Annotated in this window: 21 protein-coding genes and 2 tRNA genes; 9 read left to right on the top strand and 14 right to left on the bottom strand. The window is 63.9% G+C overall.

Annotated elements, in window-relative coordinates; genetic code table 11:
• Positions 1 to 74 precede the first annotated feature (74 nt).
• The gene (locus tag UP09_RS27085) at positions 75 to 659 is read right to left on the bottom strand and encodes a MarR family winged helix-turn-helix transcriptional regulator (protein WP_052833226.1); all 585 of its coding nucleotides are present in this window, start codon (positions 657 to 659) and stop codon (positions 75 to 77) included.
• Between the two features lie 409 nt (positions 660 to 1,068).
• Between UP09_RS27085 and UP09_RS27080 the strand changes: the two genes are divergently transcribed.
• Positions 1,069 to 2,922 carry a tannase/feruloyl esterase family alpha/beta hydrolase gene (locus UP09_RS27080; RefSeq protein ID WP_044541370.1) on the top strand — a complete coding sequence of 618 codons (1,854 nt, stop codon included), beginning with the start codon at positions 1,069 to 1,071 and terminating at the stop codon, positions 2,920 to 2,922.
• 231 nt (positions 2,923 to 3,153) lie between these two features.
• On the opposite strand, the gene UP09_RS27075 is transcribed toward UP09_RS27080, so the two are convergent.
• Positions 3,154 to 3,239 (bottom strand) — tRNA-Tyr (locus tag UP09_RS27075).
• Between the two features lie 198 nt (positions 3,240 to 3,437).
• Between UP09_RS27075 and rlmB the strand changes: the two genes are divergently transcribed.
• Complete coding sequence (rlmB, locus tag UP09_RS27070) at positions 3,438 to 4,265, top strand: 23S rRNA (guanosine(2251)-2'-O)-methyltransferase RlmB (RefSeq protein ID WP_044541369.1); 828 nt, start codon at positions 3,438 to 3,440, stop codon at positions 4,263 to 4,265.
• A gap of 242 nt (positions 4,266 to 4,507) precedes the next feature.
• Here rlmB and UP09_RS27065 read toward each other — a convergent pair whose 3' ends face one another.
• The 4 genes from UP09_RS27065 to UP09_RS27050 all read right to left on the bottom strand — a co-directional run bounded on the left by UP09_RS27065 (position 4,508) and on the right by UP09_RS27050 (position 7,199).
• A complete protein-coding gene (locus tag UP09_RS27065; RefSeq protein WP_044541368.1) occupies positions 4,508 to 5,002 on the bottom strand; it encodes a hypothetical protein in 495 nt (164 codons plus the stop codon).
• Between the two features lie 74 nt (positions 5,003 to 5,076).
• Entirely contained in the window at positions 5,077 to 5,559 is a 483-nt protein-coding gene (locus tag UP09_RS27060; RefSeq protein WP_044541367.1) for a hypothetical protein, read from the bottom strand.
• Positions 5,560 to 5,730: 171 nt separating this feature from the next.
• Positions 5,731 to 6,426 carry a HoxN/HupN/NixA family nickel/cobalt transporter gene (locus tag UP09_RS27055; RefSeq protein WP_044541366.1) on the bottom strand — a complete coding sequence of 232 codons (696 nt, stop codon included), beginning with the start codon at positions 6,424 to 6,426 and terminating at the stop codon, positions 5,731 to 5,733.
• 56 nt (positions 6,427 to 6,482) lie between these two features.
• Complete coding sequence (locus UP09_RS27050) at positions 6,483 to 7,199, bottom strand: dienelactone hydrolase family protein (protein WP_044541365.1); 717 nt, start codon at positions 7,197 to 7,199, stop codon at positions 6,483 to 6,485.
• A 122-nt stretch (positions 7,200 to 7,321) separates the two neighbouring features.
• On the opposite strand from UP09_RS27050, the gene UP09_RS27045 reads away from it, so the two are divergent.
• Entirely contained in the window at positions 7,322 to 7,759 is a 438-nt protein-coding gene (locus tag UP09_RS27045; protein WP_044541364.1) for a hypothetical protein, read from the top strand.
• Positions 7,760 to 7,907: 148 nt separating this feature from the next.
• A tRNA-Thr gene (locus tag UP09_RS27040) sits at positions 7,908 to 7,982 on the top strand.
• A 72-nt stretch (positions 7,983 to 8,054) separates the two neighbouring features.
• On the opposite strand, the gene UP09_RS27035 is transcribed toward UP09_RS27040, so the two are convergent.
• Entirely contained in the window at positions 8,055 to 8,357 is a 303-nt protein-coding gene (locus tag UP09_RS27035) for a hypothetical protein (RefSeq protein WP_044541416.1), read from the bottom strand.
• Between the two features lie 130 nt (positions 8,358 to 8,487).
• Positions 8,488 to 8,730, bottom strand: coding sequence for a DUF768 domain-containing protein (locus UP09_RS27030; protein WP_044541415.1), 243 nt, complete (start codon positions 8,728 to 8,730; stop codon positions 8,488 to 8,490).
• Between the two features lie 283 nt (positions 8,731 to 9,013).
• Between UP09_RS27030 and UP09_RS27025 the strand changes: the two genes are divergently transcribed.
• From UP09_RS27025 to UP09_RS27020, 3 genes are all read left to right on the top strand, one after another.
• Positions 9,014 to 9,199 (top strand): hypothetical protein, encoded by a 186-nt coding sequence (locus UP09_RS27025; RefSeq protein ID WP_044541363.1) that lies wholly within the window; start codon positions 9,014 to 9,016, stop codon positions 9,197 to 9,199.
• Between the two features lie 41 nt (positions 9,200 to 9,240).
• A complete protein-coding gene (locus tag UP09_RS38210) occupies positions 9,241 to 9,417 on the top strand; it encodes a hypothetical protein (protein WP_197082746.1) in 177 nt (58 codons plus the stop codon).
• Between the two features lie 217 nt (positions 9,418 to 9,634).
• Complete coding sequence (locus tag UP09_RS27020; RefSeq protein WP_044541362.1) at positions 9,635 to 10,054, top strand: hypothetical protein; 420 nt, start codon at positions 9,635 to 9,637, stop codon at positions 10,052 to 10,054.
• Positions 10,055 to 10,094: 40 nt separating this feature from the next.
• On the opposite strand, the gene UP09_RS27015 is transcribed toward UP09_RS27020, so the two are convergent.
• Together UP09_RS27015 and UP09_RS27010 are read right to left on the bottom strand one after the other, a co-directional pair.
• Positions 10,095 to 10,949 (bottom strand): alpha/beta fold hydrolase, encoded by an 855-nt coding sequence (locus UP09_RS27015; RefSeq protein ID WP_044541361.1) that lies wholly within the window; start codon positions 10,947 to 10,949, stop codon positions 10,095 to 10,097.
• The gene (locus UP09_RS27010; protein WP_044541360.1) at positions 10,946 to 11,317 is read right to left on the bottom strand and encodes a hypothetical protein; all 372 of its coding nucleotides are present in this window, start codon (positions 11,315 to 11,317) and stop codon (positions 10,946 to 10,948) included. The genes UP09_RS27015 and UP09_RS27010 overlap by 4 nt, the downstream gene beginning before the upstream one ends.
• 447 nt (positions 11,318 to 11,764) lie before the next feature.
• On the opposite strand from UP09_RS27010, the gene UP09_RS27005 reads away from it, so the two are divergent.
• Positions 11,765 to 12,019: a hypothetical protein gene (locus UP09_RS27005; RefSeq protein ID WP_044541359.1), complete on the top strand. Its 255-nt coding sequence runs from the start codon at positions 11,765 to 11,767 to the stop codon at positions 12,017 to 12,019.
• A 74-nt stretch (positions 12,020 to 12,093) separates the two neighbouring features.
• On the opposite strand, the gene UP09_RS27000 is transcribed toward UP09_RS27005, so the two are convergent.
• The 4 genes from UP09_RS27000 to UP09_RS26985 form a co-directional block, all read right to left on the bottom strand.
• Positions 12,094 to 12,333: a DUF6719 family protein gene (locus UP09_RS27000; RefSeq protein WP_044541414.1), complete on the bottom strand. Its 240-nt coding sequence runs from the start codon at positions 12,331 to 12,333 to the stop codon at positions 12,094 to 12,096.
• Between the two features lie 182 nt (positions 12,334 to 12,515).
• Positions 12,516 to 13,241 (bottom strand): outer membrane protein, encoded by a 726-nt coding sequence (locus UP09_RS26995; protein ID WP_044541358.1) that lies wholly within the window; start codon positions 13,239 to 13,241, stop codon positions 12,516 to 12,518.
• A 281-nt stretch (positions 13,242 to 13,522) separates the two neighbouring features.
• Entirely contained in the window at positions 13,523 to 13,960 is a 438-nt protein-coding gene (locus tag UP09_RS26990; RefSeq protein WP_502689087.1) for a hypothetical protein, read from the bottom strand.
• 189 nt (positions 13,961 to 14,149) lie between these two features.
• A complete protein-coding gene (locus UP09_RS26985) occupies positions 14,150 to 14,647 on the bottom strand; it encodes a MarR family winged helix-turn-helix transcriptional regulator (protein WP_044541356.1) in 498 nt (165 codons plus the stop codon).
• A gap of 43 nt (positions 14,648 to 14,690) precedes the next feature.
• Between UP09_RS26985 and UP09_RS26980 the strand changes: the two genes are divergently transcribed.
• On the top strand, positions 14,691 to 16,184 hold the full coding sequence (locus UP09_RS26980; protein ID WP_044541413.1) for an FAD-dependent oxidoreductase: 1,494 nt from the start codon (positions 14,691 to 14,693) through the stop codon (positions 16,182 to 16,184).
• Positions 16,185 to 16,198 lie beyond the last annotated feature (14 nt).

Here is a 16,198-nt window from a genome sequence, read left to right as displayed (position 1 = left end):
CATCTGGCGAGCAATTTCCGACGATGCCCTCAGCGCCAACGCCGGCCATCATGCGGCTCGCCACGTCCCGGCCCTCAGTTCTCCTGCAAAAAGATCGACAACGCCCGCTGCAAGTCGCGGTAGGCACGCGGTCCGATCTTGGCGGCGAGCCGCTTGTCGCTTTCGGCCACTGCGGGCCTGATCCGGCGCAAGAGTGCTGTGCCTTCGTCGGTCAGAGAGAGCACGTAATAGCGCCGGTTGATCGCGGAGGCGGTGCGCCGCACCAGGCCGCGCCCCTCCAGATGATCGGCCAGCCGGCCCAATCCGGCCCGCTCGATCGACAGCAGTTGCGCAATCGCAAGCTGGTTGATGCCGGGATTGGCGTCAATCACGCAGAGAACGGAGAACTGGGCCGGGCTGACGTCATAGGCAGACAATTGCCGGCCGAATTCCTTGAAGACCCAAAGCTGGGCCCGGCGGAGGCGATAGCCGAGCAATTGCGACAGGTCGCCCAAGGCCAACGGTTTCAAGGCCAGCGGTTTCAAGGCCGACGGTTTTGCCCGCGCCGGCTTTTCCGCCTGCGTCGCGCGCGGCTGATGTCGTGACGACTTCACCACGCGTGCTGCGCGGCGCAGGCCCTTGGCGGGCCGCTTCCTGACACCTGCCTTCCCTGGCTCCATCGATATCAATCTTTCCCAAGCCAGTTTCCCAAGCCTGCGCCCCGAAGATCGGGGATTCGAGCGCTTTAGTCTATCCCGGCGCCCCCGCACGGCAAGCAGAGCGGCGCCGGCCTTCGCAATTGCAAATGCCACGAGAGGTTGCGTGGCAGTGTCCGATTTCGAATCCATGTTGACAAGACAACATCGCGGCGCAAGGATCGCGGAAACCTGCCGCAACACGAGCCGGTCCAAGGGAGATAACGTCCGTGCCTCCATCAAGGGTGGACGCCGATGAGCGCGTTGTGACGCGCCGCGGCGAGATGACATCGTGCGCCGCCACACGTGCGCAGCGATCTGTTCGGCAGGACGTGAAGCTCTGCGGCGCGCCGCTGGTCTGGCAATCGCTCTTCATCACCTGGGAGGGACTGACATGAAACGACTATTGCTGGCGTCGACGATTGTTGCAGGCTGGGCGGCGCTCGGCGCACACGCATCGGAAGGGCTGCCGCCAGGCGGCGTCGCCCCGCGTTCATCCTGCACCGGCCTCACCGGCATCAAGCTGGCGAACACGCAAATCCTGAGCGCTGTGCAGAAGTCGGGCTATTGCAATGTGGTCGGCGTCATCGGCAAGCGCACCAGCACGCAGGATCCCGATCATTTCACCTACGCCATCGGCTTTGCGCTCAATTTGCCAAACACCTGGCACGGCCGGTTCGAGATGATGGGCGGCGGCGGCACCGACGGCAGCCTGCAAAGCGACCCGCAGGGCTCGGCCGGCGTCGAGCTCACACAAGGCTGGGCGGTCGCCGCCGATGACGGCGGCCATGAAGACAGCGCGAGCAATGCGGTCGGCGGCTATCAGGACGATGATGCGAATGCCGGAGGCTCGGCCCATTTCGCCATCGACGCCCAGGCGCGCCGCGACTACGGCTATAACGGCATCGAGAAGACGGCTGTCATCTCGAAAGAGATCATCTCCTATTATTACAGTCTCGACACCGAATATTCCTACATCATGGGATGCTCGAATGGCGGCCGCGACGCGATGGTCGCCTCGCAGAAATTTCCCTTTCTGTTCGACGGCGTGATTTCGCAAAATCCCGGCTTCAACCTGCCGCAGGCAGGACTTGCTGAGGCCTGGAACGAGCAACAGTTGGGCAAGCTCGCCACCAGCACCGATATCAACGGCCAGCCGTTCGTTCCGAGCACCTTTCCCGCGCAGGACATGGAGGTGGCCTCGGCCGCAATCCTGAGCGCCTGCGATGCGCTCGACGGGTTGGTCGACGGCATCATCGACAATTACCACGCCTGCACGGCCAAGAAGGTGTACCCGGCGCTCGCCAGCTACACCTGCGGCACCGGCACCCACGGCAGCACGCCGCATAGCGGCACCTGCCTGACCGGCGCGCAAGTCGATGCGCTGAAGAAGATCTACACCGGCCCGGTCAATTCGAGGGGCCAGCGGCTCTATTCGAACTGGTTCTGGGACGCAGGCATCTGGACGCCGCCGACAGCGCCCGGCGCCGGCTGGGGTTTTTGGAACGTCGTCACCGCACCGGTGCCAAACGTCAACACCGCGATCAACCTGACGCTCGGAGCAGGTGCGCTCCCGATGGTGTTCCAGACACCTCCCGTCGTCACGCCGGTCAACGGGCCGACCGGTCAGGAGGCGTTCGTGTTCCATTTCAACTTCGATACCGACGCGCCGAAGATATTCACCCGGACCCAGGCATATCCGGAGAGCTCGATGGATTTCATGGCGGCGGTGTCGACCGACCTGCGGCCGTTCAGGCAGCGCGGCGGCAAGCTGATCGTCTCATCGTCGGTCAATGACGGCATCTTCTCTGGTGCTGCGATCGCCCGCTGGTACCGCAAGATGAACCAGCAGATGGGCGGCCATGCCGGGGATTTTGCGCGTCTGTTCATGGTGCCGAACATGGCTCATTGCGGCGGCGGCGCGGCCACCACCAACTTCGCCGGAAACGAGCTCAACGCCATCACGAACTGGGTCGAGAAGGGCAGCGCGCCGGAGCGCATCGTGGCGGCGAACACCAACACGGCCTCCCCCTACCCGCCTGGCGCGCCGTTCGACCCACGGGTCGCGATGTACTTCCCGACCGGAGGCACGCGACCGCTGTGTCCTTATCCGCAGATTCCGACCTACAAGGGCAGCGGCATGACCAATAACGCGGGCAACTTTGCCTGCGTCGATCCCCAGTTCAAGCCAGGCGGCGACCACGACTTCTACGATGACGACGACGGTCGCGGCGACAGCGCGCACTGATTGATCGCGTCCGGTCGCTGACGCCTCGACAGATGCTGCGCCGCGTTGCATTGGGCGCAGCTGGGCCAATGGCCGATACACCTTGTTCGGCGAGCTATGGTGATGAGCGAGAGGGGTTCGCGGATACAGCCCGCCTTCGCCCTTCGGGCTATGGCGCGGCAGCCTTCGCTCACTTCGCTATGATGGACTTACCGGGCTTGCCCAGCCGTAGCTCGCGAAGCGAGCGAAGGCTGGTGGGGGAAGAAGGACTCGAACCTTCGAAGTCATAAGACGGCTGATTTACAGTCAGCTCCCTTTGCCACTCGGGACACTCCCCCGTCCAACAGCGCTAAATCCCGGCCGCACGAGTGGCGACGGACCGGGTCATCAAGATGACGCTGATAACCGCGCAGGCCCGGTTACGGGTGCGCGATCGGGGCCGTTTATGGTCGAAGGGACCGGCCAAAGTCAACCAAGCCGGCCTCCTAAATGCGGGTTAAATTGCCAATATTCGGGAGCCATGAGACAAGCCTCAGATGAGCGATCGCGACCGCAAGTCCAATTTCCGCCGCGGCGGGCCTAAACCCTTCGAAAAAGGGCGGAAATTCGGCCGCCCGCCTGGTCGGCGGGAGCGTGAATCCGGTTCCGACGGGCCGGTGATTCTGTATGGCTGGCACACGGTGGCGGCCGCACTTGCCAATCCGGACCGCCAGATCCGCAAGCTTTACCTCACCGAGAACGCCGCCAAGCGGCTCGCGGACGAGAATATCGACACCAAGGTCGCGCCGGACATCGTCCGCCCCAGCGAGATCGACCAGAGGCTCGGCCCCGATGCCGTGCACCAGGGCCTGCTGGCGGAGGCCGATCCGCTGCCCTCGCCTGATATCGATACGCTGGCACAAGAAGGCATCGTGCTGGTGCTCGACCAGATCACCGACCCGCACAATGTCGGCGCCATCCTGCGGTCGGCCGCGGCCTTTGCGGTGAAGGCGATCGTCACCACGGCGCGGCACAGCCCGGAGGCCACGGGCGTGCTGGCGAAATCCGCCTCCGGCGCGCTCGAGCTGGTGCCGATGGTGACGGTGCAGAATTTGGCGCGTGCGCTGAACGAATTGAACGACCTCGGCTTCATGACCGTCGGCCTCGACAGCGAGGGCACCGAGGATCTCGGCAAGGTGGCATTGCAACAGCCGCTCGCGCTGGTGCTCGGCGCCGAGGGCAAGGGCTTGCGGCAATTGACCCGCGAGACCTGCAGCGTCGTCGCTCGCCTCGACATGCCCGGCGAGATCAAGAGCCTCAATGTCTCGAATGCCGCGGTGCTCGCGCTCTATATCGGCGCCAGCCGGCTGGGGCTGATGAGCTAGATAGGCGCCGCGGACTCTGTCCACCTCCGAGGGGGCGCTTGCACGATTTCGGAATAATGGAATAATGCCGCTGAGTTGCCCGACATGTCAAGTCTTGTCGCGTCGAACGCCCGCAGCCGCCGGCTACTTTGCATGGGGTTGTTTTCGATATTTTGGCAGCGCGTCCCCTTCAATTCCTCAACCACCAAAGAAAAACGCCCGCTCGCGGATTGCGAACGGGCGCTCTTCAACCGATCACAGGATCAGTAGTAGCGGCGCAGCACGGGGTGGCCGTAGTGATAGGGCGCGTAGCGCGGCGCATAGGCGTGACGCGGTGCGTAGCCGTCATGATAGCCGTAGTGCGGATGGTGATATGACGGGCGATAGTGATGGTACGCGCCGTAGCCGTAGTGGCGATACCCGTACTCATGGTGGCGATAGCCGTAGCCATAGTGGCGATAGCCATAAGACGGGCGGCCATAGCCCTCACGATAGTACGGACGCGGCGCCCAGTTGCCCGGACCGGTATAGGTCGGGCCCTGGTTGACATAGTAGTACTGCTGCGCCTGGTCCGGGTAGGCCTCGTCCGGGTCAGGCAGCCGCTCGGCCGCCACGCCGCCGCCGCCGCAGGGGTTGCAGTAATTCACGACCGGCGGGGCATAGACCGGCGCGCCGCAGGGGTTGAAGCCGCACGCCATCGCGGGCGCAGCCGCCATGACGGCCACGGCCGCAATCAGTCCAGTGATCATTTGACGCATTACTCTCTCCTGTAGGTGTCTTTCGTTGATTTAGGTTTCTTTTGGCTTCTTGGGCTTCTTGGGCTTCTCGACGTTTATTGCGGAATTCTCGGCCGCGGCGGCCGCTGGCCTCCCGGTGGCCTGCCGTTGAACTGCGGTGCGTAGATCACCGGTGGCGGATCGACGGGAACGTTGGATTGGGCCGGCAGCGGTGCCGACTGCGCCGACCATGTCTGGTGATAGCTCTCGGCCGGCTGCGGCAGGCGGCGGTTGGTCGGCGGCTCGATCTCGAGGCGGCCGTAGCCGGGCATGTGGCCCATGCTCGGATAGTAATGGCCGACATTCGGCTCCGGATCTATGTACCGCCCGCCATAGACGGTCGGCTGCATCGGCTCGTTGTGGCCGAGGCCGATTGCGCCTTCGATCACGGCATAGGAGGCATCGACGCCGTTGATGATGATGGGGACGCCCGGGCGATTGGGCACGACGATGTCGAAGCCGCCGCCGGCCCATGCTGTAGAAGTCATGGCCGTCGAGCTCATGGCAGCCAATATCGCCAGTGCTACGCCAAAACGCATCTCACGCAATGCCCCGTTGTTCCAGGCACAACCTAGTCCAAGGCGTCGGCGCAAGGGTTAAGGCCGCCGGTCGAACTGCCGGTAAGCCTAACGCGTAAGCATCAACGTTCGGTCAATTGCGCGAGAACAAGATCGGGAATCGTTAACGCCCATGCCCGACGTGTCGACGCGTCAGGCGAAGGCGTTCTCGATGATCGCGTGGATGCCGATCGCGATGGTGACAAGGCCGACCGCGACCTGGAGCGCGCGATTGGCCCAGGTCAGCCAGCGCGCGGAGGCCGCGAGCGGCACCGCGATCACGCTGGACAGCACGCCCATCCCGATCATCGACCCGACGCCGAACAGCGCGACATAGCCGAGCCCGGTCACCGGGCTCGGGGCCTGCGACACCGTCAGCACCAAAAGCGCCGCCGAGCCCGCCATGCCGTGCATCAGGCCGACCAGCAGCGTGCGCCAGCGGAAGCCGTGCGCATGGATATGCGCGGCGCGCGCGTGCGGCACAGTATCCCCGGCATGGCTGTGGGCGTGGACATGCATGGTGCCATCGGCATGGTCGTGGGCGTGGAAATGCACGCGGTCGCGCCACAGCCGCCACAGCACATGCGCGCCGAGCCCGACCAGCATGATGCCGACCGCGGTCTCGATCGGCTGCGCCACCGATTCCGGAATCGCGTGTCCGAGCAGGACCGCGGCGCCCGCGAATACGAACAGCGTCAGCGTGTGACCGAGCCCCCAGGTCAGGCCGTGCTTGACGATGTCACTGATGCTGGTGCGGCGCGCCGCAATGCTCGACACGGCCGCGATGTGATCGGGCTCGAGCGCGTGCTGAAGACCGAGCAGAAAACCAAGACTCAAAATTCCGAACATCACTCCCCCACGCACGCCCGACGTGACTCGGATCAAACACCAGATCGCCGATCTTGTCAGGCCAGCACGTCATCAAACAGGCCATGCATCGCCGCCCAGGAGCGGCGGTCGGCCTGCGCATTGTAGAGTGCGGCCTTCATGATCGAGCCATCAGCGGCCGGGTTGGCGAAGCCGTGCAGCGCGTTGCCGAAGCTGACCACCTGCCAGTCGGCGACCTCGGCGGCGCGCATCTCGTCCGCGAAGGCCGCGACCTGGTCGGGCGGCGCCAGCGGATCCTCGGCGCCGGTCAACACCAGCACGCTCGCCTTCACCGCGCCCGCTGCCGCCGGCAGTTTGGTCGAGAGCACGCCGTGGAAGCTGGCGACGGCCCTGAGATCGGCGCCGTCACGCGCGAGTTCGAGCGCGACCATCCCGCCGAAGCAGAATCCGATCGCGGCGCATCTGTTGGCATCGACCTCGGGCAGTGCGACCAGCGTCGCAAGCGCGGCGCGGGCACGAGCGCGCAGCGTCGCCGGCTCGGTGCGAAGCACGCCGATCAGGGCTGTCGCCTGCTCCAGATTGGCCGCCTGCCGCCGCTCGCCGAACATGTCGGCGGCGAACGCGGCATAGCCATGCTCGGCAAGCCTGCGTGCCCGCTCCATCGCGAAATCGCCGAGCCCGAGCCCCTCGTGGAACACCAGCACGCCGGGCCGCTTTCCGCTCGACTCCTTGAAAGCGAGATAGCCGCGCAGATGGGTGTCGCCGCAGCGGTAATCGATGTCGCGAAGATGCATGCAAATCTCATCAAGTGGGAACGAGGCGGAACTTCACATCGGTTTGAACATAAGACAAGGCGGAACAGGAACAGGCGCGGCACAGCGAGATTAGCTCTGCATCACGACAGAGGAGACTTCACATGACGCAGCTCAAGATTCTCGGCGCCGCCGCCCTGCTCGCCTCGGCGCTGGCGACCCCCGCAATGGCACAGCAGATGATGGGCAGCCCCGCCCGCTGCTCGAACGTCGATAGTTACGGGAATTGCCAGACGATGCGACCGGGCTATGGCGCAGACGCCAGCTATCACCGCCGCGCCTATCGGCAGGATCGCAATTGGCAGGATAACGACAGCTACAACCGCTATGACTCCGGTCCAGCCGACATCGCGGCGGATGTCGTCGGCGGCGCGGTCGGAACCGCGGCCGCGATCGCCACCGCCCCCTTCGGCGGCCCCGGCTATGGCCCCGGCGGCGGCTATGCCCGCGGCGGCGCCGAATACGCCCGGCAGAACGGCTTCGTCTGTACCCCCGGCACCTGGTTCCGCGGCGACGACGGCCGGCAGCATCCCTGCCAATAATCAGACCTCCATCTCGGAGACGGAAAAGGCGGCCCGAGGGCCGCCTTTTCCTTGCCCGGCCGGCGGCCGCGCCATTTCCCCAGTCTTATTTCTGGTTCTGGCCCTCGCTCGGCAAGTCTGCTATGCGAGCCGCAAATCTCACCCATTCGCCGGCTTAGCTCAGCGGTAGAGCAGTGGTTTTGTAAACCAAAGGTCGGGGGTTCAATCCCCTCAGCCGGCACCATCAATTACTCAGAGCCTGCCCGAGCCGGTTCGCGCTCGAACCAGGCTCACGCGGTTCAGTATCTCCGACTCCTCACCGGGCACGTACTGCAACGGGCATGAGGCGACGCTTGAACGGCGGGAGGGCAATGGGCCTTTCCGCTTTCGGGCGCCGCGAGATGAACCCGCCGCTCACCAGGATCGGCTCACGGTCGCCGAGCACGGCGCGTTCCTCGACAAGGCGACTCATCACCGTGCGCATTTTGATCATGTCCCCGGCCACGAAGGCGCAATCCTCGCCCCGGTTGATTTGCCCACGCATGATGGCTTCGGCCTCCATCATGCTGACCCTCAATGCTCTTACTTGCCTGCGGATTTCGTTGATGCGGTTGTCCATGATGCTCTCCTTGCTGGACGTGCAGCATAAGAACAAAACATGAACAATGAGTCAATCCCGCAATGGGTGATCCTCGAAGATCAAGGGGAGGAACACTAAAAAGGCCGCCAACTGAGGCGGCCCGAGACACCTACTCGCTGCGACCGGACTCCGCCTTGTTCGCCGCGCTTAGTCTGTCCCGGATATATTCGCCGACGTCACCGACCTCGTCGCGCAGCGCCTGCTCGGTAATGCCCTCGCCTTTGGCCATGTCGATGCACCGCTGCGTGAGCTCGGCCACGTCTTGCGACGCGCCCGGCACACGATACTGCTCGACAGCGTGAACGCTGTTCTCGATCCAGAAATCGACGAACTCTCGCGCACTTGCACTCATGTTTTCATCCCGGCTGAGAGCGGTCATAGCGGGCAACGGTTGCATTGCAATGTCAATCTGTCTTCCGTTGCAATCTGTCTTCCGTTGAAGGAATCCGCCGCCTCGGTTGGCGGCCTGTTTGCGCTCCTTGTGGCGGGCGCGGCTTAAGGATGTGAACCAATCCCTGCCCCGCGTCCTTGGCAGGATTCGCGGGAGCGTTCCCGTAAGACCACGCAAATTTCGCATTGTTTCTTGTCCTTCCCCGCAAAAGCCGTGTACGCTGGTGGCGGGTGGACTCAAAGCCATGACCTATTTCATCCTTGCGCGGGACGGCACCAGCCAGATCGTTCTGAAGCGCGACAGCGAGGACGCTGCCGAGAAGAAGGCACGCGAGCTGAAGGAGATGGGCTGGTTCGACGTCGAGATCCGCGAGGACAACCCCTGCGCCGGCCTGGCCGCGCTGACGGAACGCTCGCAAACGCTGCAGTGAACCTTTGCGGACCGGCCCTTACATATTTGTGAGGAGCCACAATGTCCGACACCGCGCATTACCGTTTCCAGTCCGATCAGGCCAAGCGGCTGGCCCGCCAGGTCACCGACGCTGCGGTGCGCGAGAAGCTGCTCGAAATGGCCGAGGAATACGGCCGCTATGCCGACCTGATCGAGGCCCGCGCCACCGAGCCGGAGGTCGAGACGGTCGCTCACTAAAGCTTCCGGTCGGCACCTCTCAAAGCCGGGCTTCGGCTCTCCAGAACGCGCTCGGCCTCGTCGGTACTCTGCTCCACCCCCAGCCCTCACCCGCTCAGGTGGTGTCGCCGTTTTGTCACCTCGCGGGCAAAACAGACGCCTTCGTCAACCATCTTCGTGGTAAACGCTTGATTCTGCAGCGTTGCTTTGCTGGAATCCAGCCCACTGAGGGTGCGCCATGAAGTGGATGAAAGAACGCGATCTCCTGATCGCGCAGACCATGGCTTTCGTGCAATCGGTGACGGGCAAGCGGCCTGACGCCGAGGCGCTGATGGCTGCGCCGCCCGTGGTCGCGCATGGAGCGACGCCGGTCACTGTCGCACTGCCGGTGCCTACCATGATCGAGGTCCCGCCTGCCGCGGCGCCCGCTCCGGCCGCCGCGATGGTTGTTGAGGTCCCGCCGGCGCCGGCGTTGCCGGGTTTCGTAAAGCTCGACCTACGTGGCGACTTCGGTTCGGAAGTGCGTGCGCGGGTTGCGAATTTCCGTGCCAACCAGCAGCGCTTCCTGCGCGAGCGCGAGGAGTATTGCAGCTCCACCATGGACAAGGTGCGCGCAGCGATTCGCGACAACGGCGAACTGCCGCGCTCCGGCAAGTAGGCGCGCTACTCTACGTCTCCCTGCTTCATCTCTCCCGTCGTTAGCTCCCCTGGCCGCCGATCTTCTCCAGCACCGGCAGCAGGTGCTTCAAGAACTCGCCCGGATTCTCGCTCATCGGGAAGTGCCCGAGCCCCTTCATGATGGTGGCTTCGCTGCCGGGAATGCTGCGCGCGACCGCCAGCGTCTCCTCCGGCGTGCAGGAATAGTCGTACTCGCCTGAGAGCAGGAACAGCGGGCATCGCTTGGTGTCGATCTCGGCTATGCGGGCGCGGATGTCGCCGTCGATCTTGTAGAAATAGAGATCGCCCTTGAACACGCCGGGCCCGCTTTGCGCGTAGTACCACAGCGTCTCCCACTTCTCCGCCTCGGGCGCATCGGGGCCGACAAGGCCCGAGACGATGGCGGCAGCGACTTCGCCGCCATGCACGTCCGGCCGGTGCAGGAAATTCAGGTCGTAATAGGGATCGACATGCGCGCCGGCCTGCAGGCCGATGATGGCGCGGAAGCTTTCCGGGTGTTCGAGCGCCAGATGCAGCGCGATCCGGCCGCCGATCGAGCAGCCGATCAGGATCGGACGGTCGAGATCGAGCGCGTCGATCACGGCCAGGATCATCGTCATGTATTGCACTGACGTGAGCTGGTACTCCTCGTCGTGCCAGCCTGAAGGCGGCGACGACTTGCCGTGCCAGGGCATATCGAAGGCAATGACGCGGTGACGGCGCGTAACGCGCGGATCGTTCATCAGGCCGCGATATTGCCGCCCGTCGGCGCCTGCAGTGTGCAGGCAGAGCAACGGCGTGCCCGAGCCTGCCTCCTCGACATAGACGCGGTGCGCCCGGCCGAACAGATCGAGATGCATATAGCGGCCGATGATCGGCTCGAAGCTTGCACTCATGCCGAAGCCCCGTCGCGCGTGCGCAGCTTGGCGAGCGCGTCCTTGAAATAGCGCAGGTTCGCCATGAAGATTTGCAGGTCGCCCTCGGCTTTCAGCACGCGCCGCTTGATCAGCGCCATCAGGTCGTTCGAGCCGGGCGGCGGCCGGCGCGCGGAAAACTTGTCCCATTCCTCGTCCGAGGTGCGCAGCGCAAACGACCATGACGGCATCACGAACGGCCCCTTCGTCACCGACATGAGGCGGCCCTCATGGATCGCGATCAGCCAGGCCGTGTTGCCGATCTCGAGCAGGAATGTGGTCGACAGATACCGTCCACGCCGCACCAACCCGGTGTCGCCATTGACCCGCTCTCTCAGCGCTTCGATCATGTTCGCTCCACCCACGAACGGCCCGTCCGCTGATTGCGGCAGGCGCTTGTTATGTCGACAATGATGGAGGGAATGCGCGGGCCGTCAATCGGCGCTGACGTCGGGCGGCTACGGCGTTTTCAGGCGGAGCCCCGGCTACAGCCAGGCCCACACCAGCGCCAGATTGGCCGCACAGGCCGCCAGCAGCGCAACCGTCAGCGCGGCATGGACACGTTCATGAGGGGTCTGGATCGCTCTCATGACGTGGAGCATCCGGCGATTCTACCCGGGGAGTCCCGGGGATTCTTTTTTTTGGGATTTACCTCTCGTTAGGGACTCAGGGACTCCCGCGAAAGGACCGGAATGATTCATATTTTCAGGTACTTGCTCAGTTAGTTGCTCACGGTTCCGTGATCCCGAAACCTCTTAACCGGTGCCTGCGTTGTCGGTTTTTGGGGGAGACGATGAATGCCCTACGCGCTATTCTACCAGGATGCCAAACTGAGCAAGGCTTACCCGACCGAGGCCGATGTCTGGAAGCTCGCCACGGATTCCGGTCTGGTGGTCGATGCCGTTTCGGAAGAGGAAGCGCCCTCGCCGCGCCCGGTGCTCGATAATGACTACGAGATCCGGCCGTGCCAGCTCGATCCGAACGAAGACCCGGCCAGAAACAAGGCCGATGCCGATCGTGAAGCCCGATTGGAGCTCAAATTGAATTCGTGATGTGTTGGGGTCGTGACGTCAATGGCCCCGGCGCGCATCAGCGAGCCGGGCCGTGTGGTGCGTCATCCCCAGCCCTACGGCGTCGCCGTCACCAGCGAAGCCTGCTCGGCTGCCAGCGAGACACAGACCTTCCGCCGATGCAGGCCCCGGATCGCGCCGGTCACCTTGAGCACCTTGCCGGTCGGACAGGACGCGTCCTGCACGAGGACAGCCTCATAGGGGGCGAGAATCAGGGGTTCGGATTTCAGGACGGTCTGGGCAAGGCACGGCATGGAGACCGCAGATATGATCAGCCCTAACGCGAAACTACGCATGTTCGTTTGTCCACCAGCCCCGGCGAACGCATAATAGCGCATCACGATGAAAGTTCCTTGCAATGCAGAAAATTATTTTTTGCATTGCACTTGTGCCGCCGACACGCACCTAACCCGGCATCAACGCAACAAAAAGGCCGGCTTGAAGCCGGCCTTTCCGCGTCGATCAAACAGACTGACGATCAGTATTTGGCTGCCACCGGTCCGCCCCAGCCGAAGCGGTAGTTGATGCCGAGTTTGACGGTGTGTTCGTCGTTGCGGAAGCTCGCGCCGACGATGTCGGCCGGACCGCCGGTGAAGGTGGTCTTGCCGAAATTGTAGTACTGGTACTCGGCCTTGGCCGACCAGTTCGGGGCGAACATGTATTCGAGGCCGCCGCCGACGGTGTAGCCATCCTGACGGTTGCCGTTGGTGGTGATGCCGACCGGCACGCCGGCGACCGAGGCGTTGATGTTGTTGCCGTCGCGCCAGGCATAACCGCCCTTGGCGTAGAGTAGCGCCGGACCCCAAGTGTAGCCGAGGCGGCCGGTGACCGAACCGATCTGGTCGGTATTGCCGCTCACCAGCGTACCGGCCGGGAACAGCACGCCATTGTTCGACGAGTTGGGCAGCCAGGAGTACTGCGCCTCGATACCCGCCACCCAGTTGGGGGCGAACTGGTAGTCGAAACCGCCCTGCACGCCGCCCATGAAGCGCGCATCGCTGCCCATCAAATTGTTGCCGTCCGTGAACGCGCCGCCGAGATGGCCGCCGATATAGAAACCAGTCCAGTTGTAGACCAGCGCGGGCGCGGTATAGGCCGGTGCCTTGGTGTAAGGGCGGGCCGGCATGTCAGCCGCGAGCACCGGGCTTGCAAGAGCGGCCAATGAGGCCATGGCGGCGGCGGTGCCGAGCAAAAACTTGTTCATCTTGGATCCCCGTTACTAACGTTGCGCTATCAATCCAAACAACGTGACCTCAATTGGGTTGCTTTGGGGCAATGCCAGACCTGTGATGTTTCGCAACTGTGACGGGGCCGCAACAACGCCCGTTTGTTCCTTGCCACAGAAGGTTTTTTCACCCGTTAAGCAGCCGCATTTCGGCTGAATGGATGTCGCGGAAGGCTAAAGGAAGGTTCAGCGCTCCGCGAAAAGTGATCGGATTGTGCGCATCATCCGGTCATGGCTGCGACACTTTGTCAGGCCGCCCCTCAGCGCGTCATCTTTTCCAAATCTGGAAACGGCGAATAGGACACGCCGGCGCAGGGCTCAGTGGCGTTCTCGATGATGCGGTCGAGCCGGCCATCGACAAACAGCACGCCGCGCTCACGAGCCGGCCGGTAACTGCCATCCGTATCCTTCGGGCTGTAGCGCAGGCAGACCACGTAGCGCAGTCGGCCACCGACCGTGCGCTGCACCGGCTCGGCGATCCCTGCCTCGTGCACGCCGACCGGATTGTTCAAATAGGTCTTCATGAACGCCAGGATCTCGGGGCGAAAGCTGGTCGGGAACGGCTGCTCGGCGTTGCCGCGATCGTCGGTAAAGGTGATCGGCCCTGAATCGTCGCCGCCGGCGCAGCCGGCCAGCCCGATTCCCAGCAGCAGCATCGCCGCCAGTTTCACTGAAATTCCCAAACGTCGCTGTCCCATGATTCCCCGGCGCCGCGTCTCCTGACCGGTAAGCCTCTAGACCGCTTCGCGCGGCAAGGGAATTCGCAACTCGGTTATCTGAGCGGTTAGAGCACTTTCGGTTCTGATTGAATCAGAACCGAAGCTCTAAATTCTTGTTTTGACGCGTTTTCTTCACGCGAACCGGTATCCACTTCGCTCGAAAACGCTCTAGGAGCCGCTCCTCGGATCGTCGAAGGGGTCGAGGCTGATCGCATCGGCAAACTTGCGCATCAGCCGCGCCAACTCCTCGACGTCGCGCTCGTCCCAGCTCTCGAAAATGATCCGGCCCATCCGCTCGCGGGCGGCGTCCAGGGCATCCGTCATCGTCTTGCCCTTCGGCGTCACGACGGCCTGCCGGACCCGGCGGTCGGCACCGGCCTGACGTCCGACCAGGCCGAGGCTTTCGAGTTTCGCGACCTGCCGGCTGACCGTGGTGTAATCGCGCCCGACCCCGTCGGCGAGGTCGACGATCCCGATCGGGCCGCGCCGCTCAATGACGACAAGCAGCGGAAACAGCGCCCGGTCGAGCGATATCCCGGCCTCCCGCACCATCGCTTCGTCCCGCTGCGGGCGGTTCATCACGCTCACAATGTCGATCAGTGCCTCGTGCAGGGCACGAAACGTCTCACGATTATGTGTATTTTGCACATATTTTCTTGACGTCATCCCAGCCTCCAATTATGTGCATATTACACATATGGAGACGGCCATGACACAGGAATTTGCAAGCGACGTGCTGATCAGCGGGGCCGGCGCCGCCGGTCTCACCCTCGCCATCGACCTCGCGCGACGGGGAATCTCGTTCCGCCTGATCGAAAAGCTGGGGGCTCCGTTCCACGGCTCGCGCGGCAAGGGCATCCAGCCGCGAACCCAGGAAATCTTCGAGGATCTCGGCATCCTCGACCGACTGGCCGCGACCGGCGGCCCCTATCCCCGACAGCGCGAACACCGCCCCGACGGCAGCTTCGTTGATTCCGACATGGTCACGGCTGCTGCGCCGACGCCGGCCGAGCCTTATTTGACACCGTTGATGGTGCCGCAATTCCTCACCGAAGGCGTGATGCGCGAACGCCTGCGCGAGCTCGGACATCAGGTTGAATATGGCTGCGAACTGATTGGAATAACTCAGGATGGCGACGGCGTCACCGCGCGGCTTTCGCACCACGGCCGCGAAGCGACGATCCGCGTTCGCTATCTCGTTGGCGCCGATGGCGGCCGCAGCTTGGTGCGGCATGCGCTCGATACCGGCTTTCCCGGCAAGACGCTCGGCGTCCGCGCCGTCGTGGCCGATCTCGAGCTGACAGGCCTGGAACGCGATGCATGGCACCGATTTCACGACGGCTCGATGGAGCGCCAGGTCGCGCTGTGCCCGCTCGCGGGCACCAAGCTGTTCCAGTTGCAGGCGCCGGTCCCGCTCGAAGGTGATGTCGATCTCTCGGCGGAGGGGCTTTCCAAAATGGTCGCCGAGCGTACCGGCCGCGACGACATCGGCATTCATTCCGTCGTCTGGGCGTCAGCCTACTCGATGAACGCGCGGCTGGCGGACCGCTACCGGGTTGGCCGCGTGTTCCTGGTCGGCGATGCCGCCCATATCCATCCGCCGACCGGTGGCCAGGGTCTCAACACCAGCGTGCAGGATTCTTACAATCTTGGCTGGAAGCTCGCCGCGGTGATTGCCGGCGCGCCCGCCCCTCTGCTCGACAGCTACGAGGACGAGCGCCGGCCGATCGCAGCCGACATGCTTGGTCTTTCGGCAAAGCTGCTCGAGGCCGGCAAGCGGGGCGAGATGCGGCGCGGTCGCGAGGTGCAGCAGCTCGATCTCGGCTATCCCTGTTCAGCGCTGGCACTGGAGAGGCCGGAACGGCACGGCGGCCTGCTGGCAGGCGACCGCGCGCCCGATGCGCGCCTTCGCGGCGCCGCCGGTCAGGCGCGGCGGCTATTCCAGCTGTTCCAGGGCCCGCACTGGACGTTGCTGGGCCATGACGTCGATCGTGACCTCGTGCCGGCGCGCCGCGGTTTGCACATCCATGGCACCGGTCCGCGCGGCGACCTTCGCGATGACGCGGGCGAATTGCAGAAGAATTATTCGCTGGACGCCGGTGACTGGGTGCTGGTCCGTCCCGACGGCTATGTCGGCGCGATCGTCGCATCGCGCGAGCTGCACACCCTCGAAAGCTATTTGCGCAGCGTCGGGCTCACCTGACACGCAAAACGCGC

It is taken from the genome of Bradyrhizobium sp. LTSP885 (assembly GCF_000938305.1).
Taxonomy (GTDB): Bacteria; Pseudomonadota; Alphaproteobacteria; order Rhizobiales; family Xanthobacteraceae; genus Bradyrhizobium.
This window is presented reverse-complemented; position numbering and strand designations above follow the sequence as displayed.